Below are 15,327 nucleotides of genomic sequence, written 5' to 3'. Positions count from 1 at the left end.
GTCACCGTGTCCTGCGGAGTGGATGCGAATCCATCACTTGTCGCGGATGTTTGTAAGCGGGTTCGAGATCTCATTCGAAACCTTCCCCTGCAAAGTGGTACACTGTTCTCGTCGATCACGTTCGACCGGGGAGGGAACAAATTTGAAGGATGATAACGCGCATCAAGCTCACAGAGACAAGCTTGGCCGTCCATTAAGGGACTTGCGGATTTCACTGACGGACAGGTGTAATTTTCGGTGCCGTTATTGTATGCCCCGTGAGAAGTTTGGCCCGGATTACGCGTTTCTTTCAAACGATGAGATCTTAACCATAGATGAAATTGTTCGAGTGACTGGTTTGCTGGCCAAGTTGGGCGTCGAGAAAGTCCGACTGACAGGGGGAGAGCCGCTGCTTAGACGGGACATAGCCGACATTATCGCCCGAATTACGGAGATAGAGGGCATAGAGGACATCGCACTCACGACGAATGGGAGTCTCTTGACGGCAAAGCGTGCCAAGTCCCTGGCTGATGCTGGCCTAAAGCGGATCACCATCAGCCTCGACGCGATGAATGAATCCATCTTCCAAGGCGTCAACGATGTCGGGTTCCCTGTCCATCGCGTCCTGAAAGCTATCGCGGCGGCACAAGATGCTGGCCTCGAGCCGGTGAAAGTGAACATGGTTGTCCGGCGGGGACTGAACGAATCAGAGATTCTTCCCATGGCTGAATACTTTCGCGGGACTGGAGCCGTTTTGCGGTTCATCGAGTACATGGACGTGGGAACAACCAATGGGTGGCAACTTCAGGATGTGATCTCTGCCCAGGAGATTTTCCGTACCATTGATGCGAAGTTTCCGCTTGTGGCGACGGAGGCGCGGACGCCAGGAGAGGTTGCGACACGTTTTCGCTATGCGGATGGGCAGGGCGAGATCGGCATTATTCACTCCGTCTCAAAACCATTCTGTGGCACGTGCAACCGCCTGCGCCTGACAGCGGAAGGGGACTTGTTTACGTGCTTATTTGCTGCAAGAGGGTTCCCGTTGCGATCTCGCCTGCGCGACGGCACAGGGGATGATGAGCTGTTGCAGATCCTCGGTGAAGTCTGGCTCACTCGCTCGGACAGATACTCCGAATTGCGCACGAAGCAAACGGCGAATCTGCCTCGCATCGAAATGTCGCGGATCGGTGGATGAGCAGCTGGGCCTCCCGGTTCGGTTTGTCACCTTGCGGTGAACATTCGTAAACTTGGTGTACGGTTGATGTCATGCCCTTTTGATTGGTTTTTGAGTGTAGGTTGGTATCATAGACATGCTCCAGCCTAAACAGGCTGAATGGGATGAGCCCAATCAGGAGGAAGCGCATGTTGACTTCTCTTTATCATTTATTTCCACGTACCATCCACCCGATGGTTGTTCACTTTACGATAGCGGTGAATTTCTTAACGAGTTTCGTCGGCATTATCGGGTTATTTCGTCGCAACGACAAAATGTTTTCGCGGGGATTTTTCTATCTGCTGATTTTGAGCATCTTGTCCACCATCGCGGCGGGCGTCGCTGGCGCTATCAGCGAGTACTACATCGCACACATTCCAGGTGCCGTTCAACCGATGCTCCACGATCACAAGCGTGACGGTGAGTTAACGGGCGTGTTCCTTGTCCTCTCGTTCGTGGCACAATTCTTCTTCGGCAAACGGACAGCAAAAGTGTCTGTGATCGCCTTCGTCCTCTGTGTCATTTCGACAGTGCTCGTCAGCGTTGCTGGCCACCTCGGTGGCAGCATGGTGTACAACAGCGGACTTGGTGTTCACTGACAGATGCGCCTATACACATGAAAAACGAGCGTGGCCGAACAGATGCGGCACGCTCGTTTTTCATTATTCGGTTGAAGTAAAATCACCGGAACATGCCGCGGAAGATCCGCCAGATGATCCAGACGATGAAGATGTCAAGAATAAGGTGGAAGAAACTGAATCCAAAACCGTAGTAGCCCCCAAAACCAAACGGGTTCAACAGGTGTCCGAGGAACATCCCCGTTCCGAATGCAAACAGATGCGATCCGAACCCGCCGAACCGAGGTTGCGAATAGGAGCGCGATCCGCTGTAGGACCTTGAACTGCTGTAGGATCGGGACGATGAATACGATCGCGATCCAAACGCATGCGACCCCCCGAACGAACCACGGATGACGTGCGTTGTAGCCGGGTTGGACTGTCCGGACAGGGCGGCTTCCTGGACGACAGCCGGTTGTGGTGATGAAACAGGATCGGAACTCGCAAACGCAACGGTCGGCAAGAATATGAAAAGAGCGGACAAGAGTCCGAACAACCAACGTTTCATACTGTACTTCACCCTTTGTTGTAAAGTTCGGTTGACGATCGACAGATTTTGCGACCGACAACCAGTCCCAAAGTATGGCAGTGCGAGCGCATTCCATACTCAGGATACGCTTGCAACACGGAAAATATAGTGGATGGGAGTGGAACGATGGTCACAGTTGAGGCATCTTCGACACCAAGTGCACAGAAAAGTGCTACAATAATCCCTACCGTGAGACGAATTTCCGTGTTGCTACTCTAATTGTACCGTATTACTCAAAATCTGTGTTTAAACGGAGTTGTCCAGTACGACGAACGACGATTTCACTCCAGAGAGGTTGATCCCACCACATGTACCGCGCCAGTCATGGACAAAGGGAAAAATACGTGCTATCCACCATTAGTCTCGGATTCGTGCTGTTGGCTGGTTTTGTCCTCCTTTTACTAGAGCATGGCCGTAGTTTTTACCAAGGACTCGGCGGGTTCATGATGTTAGGTGCCGTGGTCACCGCGGGTGCAATAGACATTCGCTTGCGAAGCCCAGAATTACGAAAATCATAAGCGGATAGGTGTCTGCCTGTTTTCCGTGTTATGTGACGATAAACAGGCGCACCCCTCTGTCTTCCTACATACAGTGTGAGGAGGCTCCGGTTGGAGCGAAATGGACAGAGGAGGATGCGACTTGGCGACTCAACCAAATAAACGTAAGCGCAAAGCTTCCCCAAAAACCGGTCTGAAACAGCAACGTCCGGAAACCACTCCAGCATCGACACCGGAGATGGAAACAGTTGCCGAAAAATCGAACGGTCTAGACAACTTAAAGAACAATTTAAGCGGGAAGCGGAAAGCCATCTTTGAAATTCTCGACGACGTGAAGAAAGTCGGCCCAGACCAATGGAAAGACGCATCGCAAGTCGAATCGCTTGCGAAAAACTTTGCGAATAAACTGGGGTTACCCGTTCCAGAACAGCGCATCAAGCAATTTGTTAAGGCATATTCCGACGCGACGAAGAATGGCCCAACGGGAAACGTCGACGATCTCGTTAAAAAGTACGGCAAAAACGTCGACGACAAAACCCTCAAGGAAATTAAAAAATTTGTACCGAAGAGCAAGGGTTGATCGGTACCTCGATACAGAAAAGGCGGCGCACTGCGTCGCCTTTTATCGTTGACCCGGAAAACGACACTTACCGCATCTCCATCACTGCTGTTGAGGAGGCTGTTGGTAAGGTTGTTGGTATGTTTGTTGCGGGTATGGCTGTTGATATGGCTGTTGGTACTGCTGTGGATAGGGTTGCTGCTGGTACGGTTGTGGCTGATATGGCTGTTGCGCAGGCTGTGGTGTAGGCTGTTGCACAGGTATCTGCTGGTGTGGCATCTGTTGCGATTGTTGTGGCGCCGGCAATTGTTGTTGCTGCGCCGATGCTTGACCTTGTTGTGTCGCGGCTGGTTCTGGATCGCTTTTTGTCTCGTCGCTGCCGCTGCCGCCCCCACCCCCGAGAAAACCCGAAGCGATAGGCGATGACATCAGGGCCCCTAAGATGCTCGTAAAATCCTCAGTTGATAGGTTTTTCCCCTTATTCTTGACTAGCTTGTCGAGCACGCCGCTTTCCTTGAGTGAATTTGTCGTCACAAATACGGTGTCCAGCACCCTGTCCGCTTGCTGTAAATATCCGAGCCAATTTTTAACCATCCCTCGAAGATTGCCAACAGTCTTCACCGTTTCCTGAACGTTCTTCGGGGATAATAGCTTTGACAAGTTAGACGGTTTCTTCTGTGACGATGACGTCCCACCAGATTGTACCTGTGCCGACCGTTTTTTGCCCTGATTTTGACTCGTCGTCGGCTTTCGCTTTTTCTTTGCCGTTGGGCGATTTACTTGACTCTTCGTTAACGCGACACCATCAATCTTCATCCGCTTGTCTCGATGGCGTGCTGATTTAGACTCAGACACCTGTCTCGGTGATCCGTAAGCATGGGAAGTGTGACGCTGCATGTGGCCAAAATCTTTTCCATTTCCAGTCGTGGCGGTTGCACCTCGCTTCCGCGTACAGAGTTCTCTCTCCTATCCTATTGCTGGGACAACATCATGGTGCTTGTGGTGGGCGCGATCGTGAATAGGAGATACCCAGCCGTGCAGAATAGCCGGAGACGGGAATTCCCGACAAAACGAAGGGGTGACGAAGCGATGGCACTCGAACGGTCTCTTTACGCCCGCTATGGTGGCGTTCATTTCACACAACAAGCACCAGCACAAGACATCAACGAATTCGTTCGATCCCTACCGAATGACAAACGCGACAGTCTCTTCGAAGTCCTCCAGGAACTAGATACAGCGGGTCTCATCCGCATCGAAAACGACCAACACTGGCACGATCCATACGGCGAAGCGCACCCGGAACATTCATTCGAGCAACAGGTGCAGCAGGACTAAGGGCAAGGGCAAGGGACGCCAGTGGTCAAATAGAGGAATCCTATTCCGTTGGACGCCGCAACTGATTGAAATGTACTCAATAACGGTTTAGCGTTCTTCTATTCCACGGTCTTGCGAGCGTAAGCCATCACCTGCGTGACGGGCCGCACGGGTCACCTGTCCATCGCGCCGTTTGCTTCAACGGTGCCATGGGCCGCAGGCTTCAAGGTGGCACCAAGGGCCTCGTCGGGTTGGGGGCTACGCAATAGTTGCCCCGGCAAAACAGCAAATTTGTTTATTAACTGGGTTCTGGTATTCCAATCATAGGAAATAAACAAGTCAGCCACCTCGCTGGTCACATTAAAGAACCTATAGTCCGTTACTTGTACCTCTGCCCACTACAAACATGCATAAGAAACCCGCAGTCCGTTACCCGTGCAATTTAGCTGTCAGTGGGGACGCAAGACGCCAAATAGCGGCACCCCATTCCGCTACTCACCGCCACGGAATTGAAATCGACGTAACAACGGTTTGCCGTTCCCCTATTCCACGTCTGGGCGGCGCAAACCGCCATTCCCGGGAACCTATCTCACGGGCCAACAGTCCATCGCGCCGCTTGGCCCCCCTGGCATAGCCCGCACAGGGCGACGTCCCTGGTCCCCCCAGCGCCCCCACAAAAAACTTGCCCCGTCACAAGCGGCGTCCACAAGGACGCGCGCCCGCACCGGGGCAACCGCAAACAATTGCAAACCGCAAACAACTGAGAATCAGCTCAACCTTTGATGGAACTGGCGCATCCGGTCGACTGCTTCTGCCACCTGGTCGTCCGAGACGGCGTAGGAGAAGCGGACGTGGTTTGGTGCGCCGAATGCGTCGCCGGGGACGCTTGCCACTAGGGCTGCTTCGAGCAGGAGCTCGCAGTAGTCATTGGCGCTTGAGATGGTCCGGCCTTCGTACGACTTGCCAATGACGCCCGAGATGTCCGGGAAGGCATAGAATGCACCTTCGGGCACGATGCACGTAACGCCGGGGAGGGAGTTTAATCCTTCCACCAGGACATCGCGGCGATGCATGAAGGTTTCGACGACGGACGGATCGAAATGGGAGAGCGCCGTTAGGCCAGCGGCTTGCGAGATAGACGATGGGCTCCCCGTTGAGTGACTCTGCAGGCTTGAGACGGCCTTGATGACATCCGTTGGGCCGGCCACGTAGCCGAGGCGCCAGCCGGTCATGGCGAATGCCTTGGAGAAACCATTGACGACTAGGGCGTTGTCCCGGAGGTCGGGGCATAGGGCCGCAAGACTCGTTTGTTTGACGTCGTAAACGAGACGCTCATAGATTTCGTCGAGGACGATGTAGATGTCGTGCTTGCGCAGGACTTCGCCGAGGGCCAACAGTTCATCCTCGTGGTAGACGGCCCCTGTCGGGTTCGACGGCGTGTTGAGGATGATGGCCTTCGTTCGCGGCGTGATGGCCGCTGCTAAGGCTTCCGGCGTTATTTTATAGTTCGTCGATGCGTCGGCAGGCACGACGACCGTCTTGGCACCCGCAAGCTCTATTTGCTCGGGGTATGACACCCAAAACGGAGCCGGCAGGATGACTTCGTCGCCGTCGTCGCAGATGGACAAGAGCACGTTGTACAGTGTGTGCTTGGCGCCGTTGGAAATGACAATTTGCTCTGGAGCAAATTGGAGTCCATTTTCCGTCATCAGTTTGCGAGCGACAGCTTGGCGCAGGGCCAGTGTGCCAGCAGCTGCTGTGTAGCGAGTTTGGCCGTTGGTGATGGCCTTGATCCCTGCGAAGGCGGCAGCGGTTGGTGTATCAAAGTCCGGTTCGCCAACACTCATGTTGATGACCGGTTTGCCCTCTGCGAGCAGCGCTTTCGTTTTGCTGTCGACACTCATTGTTGCCGATGGTTTAATGTTGCGAACACGTGCGGACAAGCGATTTTCCACACAGGTCACGCCCCTTTTAGCTGTATTGCCGCAATTGTAGCACACGTACGTGTCCCAGTGGTTACCTTTCAGGCAACGGATTCTTCTTATTTGTGGAGGACTTTGTGGCGGACCACAGCGGCACGCGACTAAAACAGCTTCTTAAACCACTCGAATAGCTTATTCGTCGGCCCCTTCGGTTGGTCCGGTTTCGGCGGTGAATGGACGGGGCAGGGTTCGGCTGGTTCTGTGCCCGGGATGAAATAGTCCACTTCCGTTGTGCGGCAAAGTGGGGTGGCGACTTTGCCGGTGAGGGGATCGAGCGTGACGCGCGTCAGGCCAGGCACGGGTCTGAAGCCGTCGTATGGCATATGGGACTGGGCCGTGCCCATGAACTTGGCCCAGATCGGTGCGGCTAGGTGCGATTCGGCTACTGTCAAGGGCTTATTTGTGTCGTAGCCGACCCAGACGGCACAGACGAGGTTGGGCGTGTATCCGACCATCCACGCATCTGTATCAGTTGTACCTGTTTTCGCGGCGGCGACGTTGTGCAAATAGTTACGCACGGAGTAACCCGTTCCGTTTCGCTCCATGACACTTGTCAATAAATCGGTCATTTGATAGGCGATTTGCGGCGACACGACGTGCTCTTTTTCCGGGTGGACTTGGACCGAGTTTCCAGGTGAGTCCAATTCCTTGACCGTGTACGGTGACACTTTGTAGCCGCCGTTGGCGAGTGTGGCGTACGCTGTCGCCATCTCCAGGGGTGTGACGGGGAAGACCCCCAGGGCCAGCGACGGATACGGCTTCAGCGTCGAACTGATGCCCATCCGGTGGCCCATCTCCACGACCGCTTCCGGGCCGATTGCGAGGTTCGTGTGGACGGCGTACACATTGTCGGATCTCGCCAGTGCCTCCCTCAACGTCAACGGCCGCTCCGCGTAGAAGTCGCCATAGTCGTGGACTGTGTATTGCTTGTCATGGTTTGGTCCGTAGACAAATGTCGTCAGTTTGCTGTCGACCTCGTTCGCGGGCGTCCAGCCGTGCTCCAAGGCCGCTGTGTAGAGGATGCCTTTGAATGTCGATCCCGGCTGCCTCGGCGCCAGCACCCGATTGTACGGGCTCATCCTGAAGTTGCGGCCGCCCACGAGCGCTTTAATAGCGCCCGTTTCCGGATCCATAGCGACGAGGGCCGCCTGGATGTCGCTGTGCTTCGGCAGCGTTGTCATCAGTGCGCGTTCGGCGGCTTGTTGCAGGAGCGGATCGAGCGTCGTGTGAATCCGCACATCGCCCTGGTACAATTGCTCGTTGGTGACCTGGTACTGGCGTTTCGCTTCGTCCACGGCCACCTGCGTGAAATATGGTGCCTGCACAATAGGGCTGTGGAACTTGGCGATGGTAATGGGCGTGTTGTACGCCGTTCGGGCTGCCTCTTGTGTGAGATAGCCAGCGGCGACCATGCGCTGTAGGACGACGTGCTGGCGTTCTTTTGCTTTGTCCATGCTGGTCAGCGGCGAGTAGATGGACGGGCCTTTCGGAAGACCTGCGAGCAAGGCGCATTCGGCTACATTCAACTCGTCGACTGATTTATTAAAGTAAAGCCGCGCTGCAGACTGAACGCCGTACGCACCGTGCCCGTAATACACGACATTCAGGTAGCGGCCGAGAATCCAGTCCTTCGGTTCATGTAATTCCAGTTGCATGGCGAAGAGGGCCTCTCGCACTTTCCGAGAATACGTTCTGTCCTGGGAAAGAAATAAGTTCTTTGCGAGCTGCTGAGTGATGGTCGATCCGCCCTGAACCACACTCCCGTGCTTCATGTTGACCAACAAGGCGCGGGCGGTTGATTTGAGGTCGATGGCGTGATCGCGATAGAAATTGGTGTCTTCGACAGCCAATGTCGCATTGATAAGCGCCTGCGGAATGCGCGACAGCGGCACGGCTTGCTGTTCGGTGCCGCTGCTTGTCCACTCTGCCAGTCGCAAACCGTCATCGCTTTCGATCTCGGTCGGGTTGACAACGCTTTGATCCGGCAGCGGTAGACACCTCAGCAAGATGATGATGGTGGACATACCGGCGAAACCGGTGACGACTGAAATGAAGATGACATTGAGCCAAAGGCGAGTACCCCGTTTTCGTGGACGGTAGACTTTTGTTGGCTCTTTGGTTAAAAATGGCCGCCTACGCAACAGAATTACCTCCTCAGGGTAATTGTGGGAATTATTATGCCCGGGCGCGAGCGTTTCATGTAAACGTTCGATGGGCACCAAGGTTCCTACCTGCCTCACCTGGCAAGCCTCGCGGAGGAGCCGACCGACTAGGGAACGATGGTACGTTAATCATCCATCCGACCTGCATTTGGGACGTACAACTTACCCAAATTCCGCTATGTGACCCTATTCCAGCTTTCAGGGTGTGACCGTGGTTTAACAAGGGACTTTCGTTGCGTTGATGTCCTTGCATGGACCCTCACATGGTGACAACGGAACAAGAGACCGTTAATTTAACGGTCCATGTCGTACCATTCCAGGTGTTCTTCATATCTAACCCGTGTTCAAGCCGCATGTGCCAGCGGTTTACCTGGCCCGGTTGTTTGGTATAATACGGACTGCATGCCAGCGTGGACTTGCAAGAAGAAAGGGGATACGCGCAGTGGCCAAGCCGAATTTGTGGTTTACCGAGTTGCAAAGCGAGAATATGTCTCTCGGTTTGCGCATCGAAAAGACGATACATAGTGAAGAAACCGAATTTCAGACGATGGAAGTTTACGAGACAGGTCAGTACGGTCGGCTTCTCGTGTTAGATGGATGTGTCATGACGACGGACAAGGACGAGTTCGTGTACCACGAAATGTTGTCCCACGTGCCGATGCATACGCACCCGAATCCGAAGAACGTGCTTGTCGTCGGCGGTGGGGACGGCGGGATTATTCGCGAAGTCATCAAGCATCCGTCTGTGGAACGGGCTGTTTTGGCTGAGATCGATGGGGCGGTCGTGGAAACGTCGAAGAAATACTTCCCGCACATCGCACAGGGTTTGAGTGACTCGCGCGTTGACGTGCAGATCGTTGACGGGATTAAGTACGTCGAGGAACACAAGAACGAGTTCGACGTTATTCTCATCGACTCGACGGATCCAATTGGACCAGCTGTCGGGCTGTTCAGCAAAACGTTCTACGATTCGGTGTCTGAGGCGCTCAAAGAGGACGGCATCATGGCCGCGCAAACGGAGTCCCCGTTTGCCAATCAGGACCTGATCCGCCGGGTCAACGAGGACATCAGCAAGACATTCCCGATAACGAAACTTTACCTTGCGCACATCCCAACTTATCCGACGGGGATGTGGAGCTTTACGATGGGCAGTAAAGTTCACCGCCCACAGGACGTTAAAGAAGTTCGCGTGAAAGATACTAAGTACTACAATCTCGGGATTCATCACGCAGCCTTGGCTTTGCCGAACTTCGTGAAGGAGCTCGTCAACGAATGAGTTTCGAATTCGAAGTAAACAAGCCGTTTTTGCCGGAGTACAGCGGGAACGTGTTCATCGGATCGACATATGATTTTGACGCGGCAGATGCCGTCATTTACGGTATGCCGATGGATTGGACCGTGTCCTTTCGAAGTGGGACGAGGCTTGGACCGACGCGCATTCGCGAAGTGAGCCTGGGGCTAGAGGAGTACAGTCCATATTTGGATCGGGATTTATCCGAAATCCAGTACTTTGATGCAGGGGACATCCCCCTCCCGTTCGGCAACCCGGAGGAGAGTGTGCACCGCATATACAAGTATGTGTCCGCACTCTATGAGACGGGGAAATTGCCTATCGGTCTTGGTGGAGAGCACTTGGTCTCGTGGGGATCGATCCGGGCCGCCGCAGAAAAGTATCCTGATTTGCACGTCATCCACATCGACGCCCACACTGACCTGCGAGATGACTACGAAGGGCAACCGTTCTCGCACGCGACGGTCATCAAGAAAGTCTGCGATGCCATTGGGCCGGACAAGGTCTACCAATTCGGTATTCGCTCTGGCACCCGCGAAGAATTCGCATGGGCGCGTGAGAACACGCATTTTGCGCCGTTCGAGCTCGCTGAACCATTGCGCACTGTTCTGCCTGAGCTGCACGAGAAGCCGATTTACGTAACGTGGGATATTGACGTATTCGATCCCGCCACGGCCCCCGGCACAGGCACCGCCGAACACGGCGGCATTTTCGCGCCGGAGGCGTTCCGGGCCATTCAGTACATGAGGTCGCTCAACGTCGTCGGTTTTGATTTGGTGGAAGTCGCACCTGCAATCGATCCGACAGAGCAGACACAAATTCTCGCTTCCAAAATCATTCGCGAGGCACTTCTCGCGTTTACGCGGTGATACGCAGATGTTTTGGCTGAGCGACAACGAACACAATCGGCAGGCACAAACGTGTGGCTTGTCGTGGGAACGCTACACGGAAGGGAGCGGGGATGCGGAAGTGGAACGCATCCCCGCTGCTGTTTGGCGGCAACGCGGACGCGCACACTACGTCTCATATGAAGAGCCAGTGAGCGACAAGACGGGCGATGTGAGGACGACACTGAAAATAGAAGCAGATGCGCTCACGTGGATTCGACACGGTCTGGTCACGTGGACGCATACATTTCGTGCTGGGGAGGAACATACTTCCAGAATGTTGGTGGGCGGGCAGGCAATGGAAATCACGACGTCCACCAAGCGGCTTGAAATCGATGTCACAGGGCACGGAGGGCGTGTCTTCATGGAGTACGACATGATCATGGGCGGGGACCCGCAGCGCATTCGATTGACACTTCGGTTTGAGCAGGGTGAATGCCATGAGGCACATGAGTGAAGAAGACAAGCAAATACGCATCATGATGGAGCGGATGCGCGAAGAAATGGCCAGGGAATGGTCGGAGTCCGGTGGCTCGGGAACCGGATCGACAACGCGCCTCGGAGACTGGTCAAGTCGGGCGTGTGGACAGTTCGGTGCCGTTCTGTATGCTCGTGCGCGAGCCCTCATTCGCGGGGGTGGAAGCCCAGTCAAAGACACGGCACCGCGGAACCGAGGCGAAGATGAATTCCGCCGTTCGCCGCCGCGAAAGAAGACCGCCTCATCCAGGCGTCGGGCAAGAGGTCCGTCCACTACGCCAACACCGCCGTCCAGTAAACGCCGGGCGCAACTGGGGGAGCGGTCGCAGGGACTTTGAGTGTCCCACTTGGCACCGTTTCCGCCGTTGTCGTGGTCTGATCCCGGAAGTTTCCCCTATGAGTCAGTCAGGTCGCTTGGCTTTTGGCTTCAGGGCCTTTACATCCAGCCACCCTTCAGGATGTATAAAAAACTCCACCTCGTACTCGTCCCCCCATTCCTTCAGCATTCGCGTGTAAATGTAGCGCTTGATCTCAATAAACTTGTCGCGCGTTTCTGGCTTCGTCATATTCGTCTTGTGGATACGAATATGGTATAGCTCGTCGTTGACGTAAGCGAAGCGGCTAATGTGGATCAGTTTTAACAAGAGCAACTTGTCTTCGAACATGCGACCTTGGGTCAGCGGATCGACTTCAAATCCACCAACGTCCCGCACCGTACTGGTCCGCAAAAATCGCGGTACTAGATTCGGACCATACATGAAAAACTCGTACTGATCCGCGAATGCTTGCCCGAACTGTGTTCCCCGGCGGACCAGTGAGCCGTCTTCCATCTCCTCCCAAATGGCGGCATTGCCGCAGACCAGCGACACGTCGTCCGTGTGACGCGACATCTCCGTCAGGCACGCTGAAATGGTGTGATCGGAAAACCAGTCGTCACTGTCCAGGATGACAAAGTACGGTGTCCTCACTTCCTCAAGGCCCGCATTCAGTGCTTGGCCTAAACCTCGATTTTCCGGCAAAGTCAATATGGAAATCCGATCATCGCCCGCCACATACCGCAACCCCACCTCGCGTGTGTTGTCTTCGGAATGATCATCGATGACGATGCACCGCCAATTTGTTTCCGTTTGTCTCTGCACACTTTCTACCGTCGCACCGAGATAGTCTGCTCGGTTATATGCTGGAATCAAGACGGTAACAAGTGGTTCCGTCATGGTTCTTCACCCTCTTTATATTTGTCCGGAACTCTTTCAACTGTGGCATCCGTCATTCCTTCACCCGTTCGATACGACGGTGTTCACTTTCCCGTTGGTGTCACCAGAAGGCCGTTGAAACCCAGTAAAAATTCCACTGACAAGGTGAGTCGAAAGCCGTCGTTTTTGCTACAATATTCTTACGATTGATGTCTCAGGCACAGATGTCTACCCGGCAGATAGTACGCAGATAGTCTCCCACTGACAAAATGGGGATGATTCACTGGGTAAGTCCATACATATCAACTGTGCTCAGTGTGAAGGGACAATGTCGTCTCGTCACGTAATGATTGCCCCAGGCGTTTTCCCTGGCAGAGTGCCGAGTTGAAAGCACACGCCCTCGGCAAATGGGAAAGCCGTTCCGAACGGGCTCTAGAGGAAAGCGTGTACATTTTCCAAGGAATCAATGATTCTTTTATCCCGCATCTGTGATATGATGCTGAGTAAACCGACCGTTTGGTCGAATCAGAATCCGCGACCCTTAGGCATGCAAGGAGGCATCGCGATGTTGTACGTTATTCAACTAATTTTATTTGTCCTCGTATTTGGAACGGGTGTGTACTTGTTTGGTAAAGCCGTGTGGGATCGCTATCGATTTCTTCGGCTCGGACAGGCGGATCCAACTCGATCCGGCCGGCACGGCGAACGCATCTGGAGCTTCATCACGAACGTCATTCTGCAAAAAAAGGTCATTGCTGAACCGTCTGGTCTCGGCCACTTGTTTATCTTCTGGGGCTTTTTAGTCCTAGTGTTCGGCGATCTGGACTTCCTCGTCTACCATATCACCGGCTGGCACTTCCCATGGGAGCACATGGCCTGGTACCTGTTCATGCAGGAAATGTTCTCATTGTTCGTCATTGCGGCAATTATCGTAGCAGCATATCGCCGCTACGTCATTCGTCCAATGCGCACGGAGCCAAGCCTAGAAGCGGGACTCATCCTCGGTTTCATCACGCTTCTCGTCGTCACGTACTTCGTGACAACCGGTGCGGACATCGCACTGCACGGGGACTATCCTGGCAACGCGTCACCGGTTCTCAACGGCATTGCACACGCGATGACGGGCGGATCGACGACAGGTCTTCTCATCGTCTCTGAAATCGGCTTCTGGATTCACGTTCTCGTCCTAGTCTCATTCATGTACGTCATTCCGAGATCGAAGCACTCGCACATGATGGGTGCCATGGCGAATTGGTACTTCCGTCGTTATGACTCACCGGGTAAACTCCGCAAACTCGATCTCGAAGACGAATCCGTCGAAGAGTTCGGCGTCGGCCAGATTCAACAGTTCACCTGGAAACAACTGCTCGACGGTTACGCGTGTACGGAGTGCGGACGCTGTCACATCAACTGTCCGGCCACCTTGTCTGGCAAACCGCTGTCACCGCGAAACGTCATCTTGAAAATGAAAGACACCATCACGGCTGAGGGTCCCGGCATGCTGGCGCAAATGGCCGCGGGTGCAGAAAATCTGTCAACGCAACCACTGTTTGAAAGTGTCTTCTCAGAGGAGGAGATTTGGGCTTGCACCACTTGCCGCGCTTGCGAAGAGGCATGCCCGGTGGCAAACGAACACGTCCAAGACATCATCGATCTCCGCCGCCACCTCGTCCTCACCGAAGGCAAGGCTTCACCGGAGGTCAACAAGGTCTTCCAAAACCTCGAGCGCCAATCGAACGAGTGGGGCATTACCCGCCGCGACAGGGCAAAATGGGTCGGCGATCTCGACGTCAAAACCATGGCCGAAGTCGACGGCAAAGCAGAGTACCTGTTCTTCGTCGGCACAGCGGCGTCGTTTGACCAACGCAGTCAGAAAATCGCTCAGGCATTCGCAAAAATTCTTCTCGAAGCCGGCGTCGACTTCGCCATCCTCGGCGAAGAAGAGGAGAGTGACGGCGATTCTGCACGTCGCCTCGGCAACGAGTTTCTGTATCAAGAGTTCGTTGAACGCAACATCGAGATCTTCAAAACGTACGGCGTGAAAAAGATCATCACCACCGATCCGCACGCCTACAATACATTCAAAAACGAATATCCCGATTTCGGCTTCGAAGCGGAAGTCATCCACGCTACTCAATTCGCAGCCGCACTCATCGAGCAGGGCAAGCTCAAACCGAGCGTGGCGGTGAACGAGACCATCACCTACCACGACTCCTGCTACTTGGGTCGCTACAATGGCATTTACGACGCACCTCGCTTCATCTTGAACGCCATCCCAGGCGTCAAGCTTGTCGAAATGGAACGCCACCGCAACAAAAGCATGTGCTGCGGCGCCGGCGGCGGTGGCATGTTCAAAGAAGAAACGGGCACACGCATCAACGTCATGCGCGCCGAACAGGCCATCAAGACGGGCGCGAGCATCATCGGCACGGCCTGCCCGTACTGCATGACGATGATGAACGACGGCACGAAGGCCCACGGCAAGGAAGAAGAAATTCAGACGTACGACGTGATCGAGCTGCTGGCCATGTCGATTGGGGCTTGAGTTTGAGGCCTGGCGCCCTGGGGGGCGCGGGCCGGTGTGGCGGAGGGTGGCCGGGTCGCGTGGCGCGGCTGCGGTGGTGCGG

Annotated in this window: 15 protein-coding genes; 10 read left to right on the top strand and 5 right to left on the bottom strand. The window is 54.5% G+C overall.

Annotated features, from left to right (window positions below; translation table 11 throughout):
* The first annotated feature begins 142 nt into the window (after nt 1–142).
* Together moaA and NZD86_RS22525 are read left to right on the top strand one after the other, a co-directional pair.
* Entirely contained in the window at nt 143–1,174 is a 1,032-nt protein-coding gene (gene moaA, locus NZD86_RS22530; RefSeq protein ID WP_268044310.1) for a GTP 3',8-cyclase MoaA, read from the top strand.
* A 167-nt stretch (nt 1,175–1,341) separates the two neighbouring features.
* Nucleotides 1,342–1,791 (top strand): DUF2231 domain-containing protein, encoded by a 450-nt coding sequence (locus tag NZD86_RS22525; RefSeq protein WP_268044309.1) that lies wholly within the window; start codon nt 1,342–1,344, stop codon nt 1,789–1,791.
* Nucleotides 1,792–1,873: 82 nt separating this feature from the next.
* Here NZD86_RS22525 and NZD86_RS22520 read toward each other — a convergent pair whose 3' ends face one another.
* Nucleotides 1,874–2,317 (bottom strand): hypothetical protein, encoded by a 444-nt coding sequence (locus NZD86_RS22520; protein ID WP_268044308.1) that lies wholly within the window; start codon nt 2,315–2,317, stop codon nt 1,874–1,876.
* A 365-nt stretch (nt 2,318–2,682) separates the two neighbouring features.
* Between NZD86_RS22520 and NZD86_RS22515 the strand changes: the two genes are divergently transcribed.
* Together NZD86_RS22515 and NZD86_RS22510 are read left to right on the top strand one after the other, a co-directional pair.
* The gene (locus tag NZD86_RS22515) at nt 2,683–2,856 is read left to right on the top strand and encodes a hypothetical protein (protein WP_268044307.1); all 174 of its coding nucleotides are present in this window, start codon (nt 2,683–2,685) and stop codon (nt 2,854–2,856) included.
* Nucleotides 2,857–2,977: 121 nt separating this feature from the next.
* Nucleotides 2,978–3,415: a hypothetical protein gene (locus tag NZD86_RS22510; protein ID WP_268044306.1), complete on the top strand. Its 438-nt coding sequence runs from the start codon at nt 2,978–2,980 to the stop codon at nt 3,413–3,415.
* An 81-nt stretch (nt 3,416–3,496) separates the two neighbouring features.
* Here the strand turns inward: NZD86_RS22510 and NZD86_RS22505 are convergent, their stop codons facing one another.
* Nucleotides 3,497–4,291 carry a hypothetical protein gene (locus NZD86_RS22505; RefSeq protein ID WP_268044305.1) on the bottom strand — a complete coding sequence of 265 codons (795 nt, stop codon included), beginning with the start codon at nt 4,289–4,291 and terminating at the stop codon, nt 3,497–3,499.
* A gap of 117 nt (nt 4,292–4,408) precedes the next feature.
* Between NZD86_RS22505 and NZD86_RS22500 the strand changes: the two genes are divergently transcribed.
* The gene (locus NZD86_RS22500; protein ID WP_326492616.1) at nt 4,409–4,729 is read left to right on the top strand and encodes a hypothetical protein; all 321 of its coding nucleotides are present in this window, start codon (nt 4,409–4,411) and stop codon (nt 4,727–4,729) included.
* A 746-nt stretch (nt 4,730–5,475) separates the two neighbouring features.
* On the opposite strand, the gene NZD86_RS22495 is transcribed toward NZD86_RS22500, so the two are convergent.
* Nucleotides 5,476–6,663, bottom strand: a complete 1,188-nt coding sequence (locus tag NZD86_RS22495; protein WP_268044304.1) for a pyridoxal phosphate-dependent aminotransferase — start codon at nt 6,661–6,663, stop codon at nt 5,476–5,478.
* Between the two features lie 128 nt (nt 6,664–6,791).
* Nucleotides 6,792–8,831 carry a transglycosylase domain-containing protein gene (locus NZD86_RS22490; protein ID WP_268044303.1) on the bottom strand — a complete coding sequence of 680 codons (2,040 nt, stop codon included), beginning with the start codon at nt 8,829–8,831 and terminating at the stop codon, nt 6,792–6,794.
* Nucleotides 8,832–9,294: 463 nt separating this feature from the next.
* Between NZD86_RS22490 and speE the strand changes: the two genes are divergently transcribed.
* The 4 genes from speE to NZD86_RS22470 are packed head-to-tail and all read left to right on the top strand — an operon-like array spanning nt 9,295 to nt 11,845.
* Nucleotides 9,295–10,128, top strand: coding sequence for a polyamine aminopropyltransferase (gene speE / locus NZD86_RS22485; protein WP_268044302.1), 834 nt, complete (start codon nt 9,295–9,297; stop codon nt 10,126–10,128).
* Nucleotides 10,125–11,012 (top strand): agmatinase, encoded by an 888-nt coding sequence (gene speB, locus NZD86_RS22480; protein ID WP_268044301.1) that lies wholly within the window; start codon nt 10,125–10,127, stop codon nt 11,010–11,012. The genes speE and speB overlap by 4 nt, the downstream gene beginning before the upstream one ends.
* Before the next feature lie 7 nt (nt 11,013–11,019).
* Nucleotides 11,020–11,487: a YwiB family protein gene (locus tag NZD86_RS22475; protein ID WP_268044300.1), complete on the top strand. Its 468-nt coding sequence runs from the start codon at nt 11,020–11,022 to the stop codon at nt 11,485–11,487.
* Nucleotides 11,480–11,845, top strand: a complete 366-nt coding sequence (locus NZD86_RS22470; RefSeq protein WP_268044299.1) for a hypothetical protein — start codon at nt 11,480–11,482, stop codon at nt 11,843–11,845. Before NZD86_RS22475 ends, NZD86_RS22470 begins: the two co-directional genes overlap by 8 nt.
* Nucleotides 11,846–11,908: 63 nt before the next feature.
* Here the strand turns inward: NZD86_RS22470 and NZD86_RS22465 are convergent, their stop codons facing one another.
* Nucleotides 11,909–12,721, bottom strand: coding sequence for a glycosyltransferase family 2 protein (locus NZD86_RS22465; protein WP_268044298.1), 813 nt, complete (start codon nt 12,719–12,721; stop codon nt 11,909–11,911).
* Nucleotides 12,722–13,265: 544 nt separating this feature from the next.
* Between NZD86_RS22465 and NZD86_RS22460 the strand changes: the two genes are divergently transcribed.
* Entirely contained in the window at nt 13,266–15,245 is a 1,980-nt protein-coding gene (locus tag NZD86_RS22460; RefSeq protein WP_268044296.1) for a (Fe-S)-binding protein, read from the top strand.
* Nucleotides 15,246–15,327 lie beyond the last annotated feature (82 nt).

This window comes from Alicyclobacillus dauci (assembly GCF_026651605.1).
GTDB classification, from domain to species: Bacteria; Bacillota; Bacilli; order Alicyclobacillales; family Alicyclobacillaceae; genus Alicyclobacillus; species Alicyclobacillus dauci.
The sequence above is the reverse complement of the archived record's forward strand: the minus strand, read 5'-3'. Positions and strand labels throughout refer to the sequence as shown.

Excerpts from the sequence above, each read along its gene's own strand:
- NZD86_RS22470 (WP_268044299.1), top strand. The coding sequence starts at position 11,480 with ATGAGTGAAGAAGACAAGCAAATACGCATCATGATGGAGCGGATGCGC.
- NZD86_RS22520 (WP_268044308.1), bottom strand. The coding sequence starts at position 2,317 with ATGAAACGTTGGTTGTTCGGACTCTTGTCCGCTCTTTTCATATTCTTG.
- NZD86_RS22460 (WP_268044296.1), top strand. The coding sequence starts at position 13,266 with ATGTTGTACGTTATTCAACTAATTTTATTTGTCCTCGTATTTGGAACG.
- NZD86_RS22475 (WP_268044300.1), top strand. The coding sequence starts at position 11,020 with ATGTTTTGGCTGAGCGACAACGAACACAATCGGCAGGCACAAACGTGT.
- NZD86_RS22465 (WP_268044298.1), bottom strand. The coding sequence starts at position 12,721 with ATGACGGAACCACTTGTTACCGTCTTGATTCCAGCATATAACCGAGCA.
- speB (WP_268044301.1), top strand. The coding sequence starts at position 10,125 with ATGAGTTTCGAATTCGAAGTAAACAAGCCGTTTTTGCCGGAGTACAGC.
- NZD86_RS22505 (WP_268044305.1), bottom strand. The coding sequence starts at position 4,291 with ATGCAGCGTCACACTTCCCATGCTTACGGATCACCGAGACAGGTGTCT.
- NZD86_RS22525 (WP_268044309.1), top strand. The coding sequence starts at position 1,342 with ATGTTGACTTCTCTTTATCATTTATTTCCACGTACCATCCACCCGATG.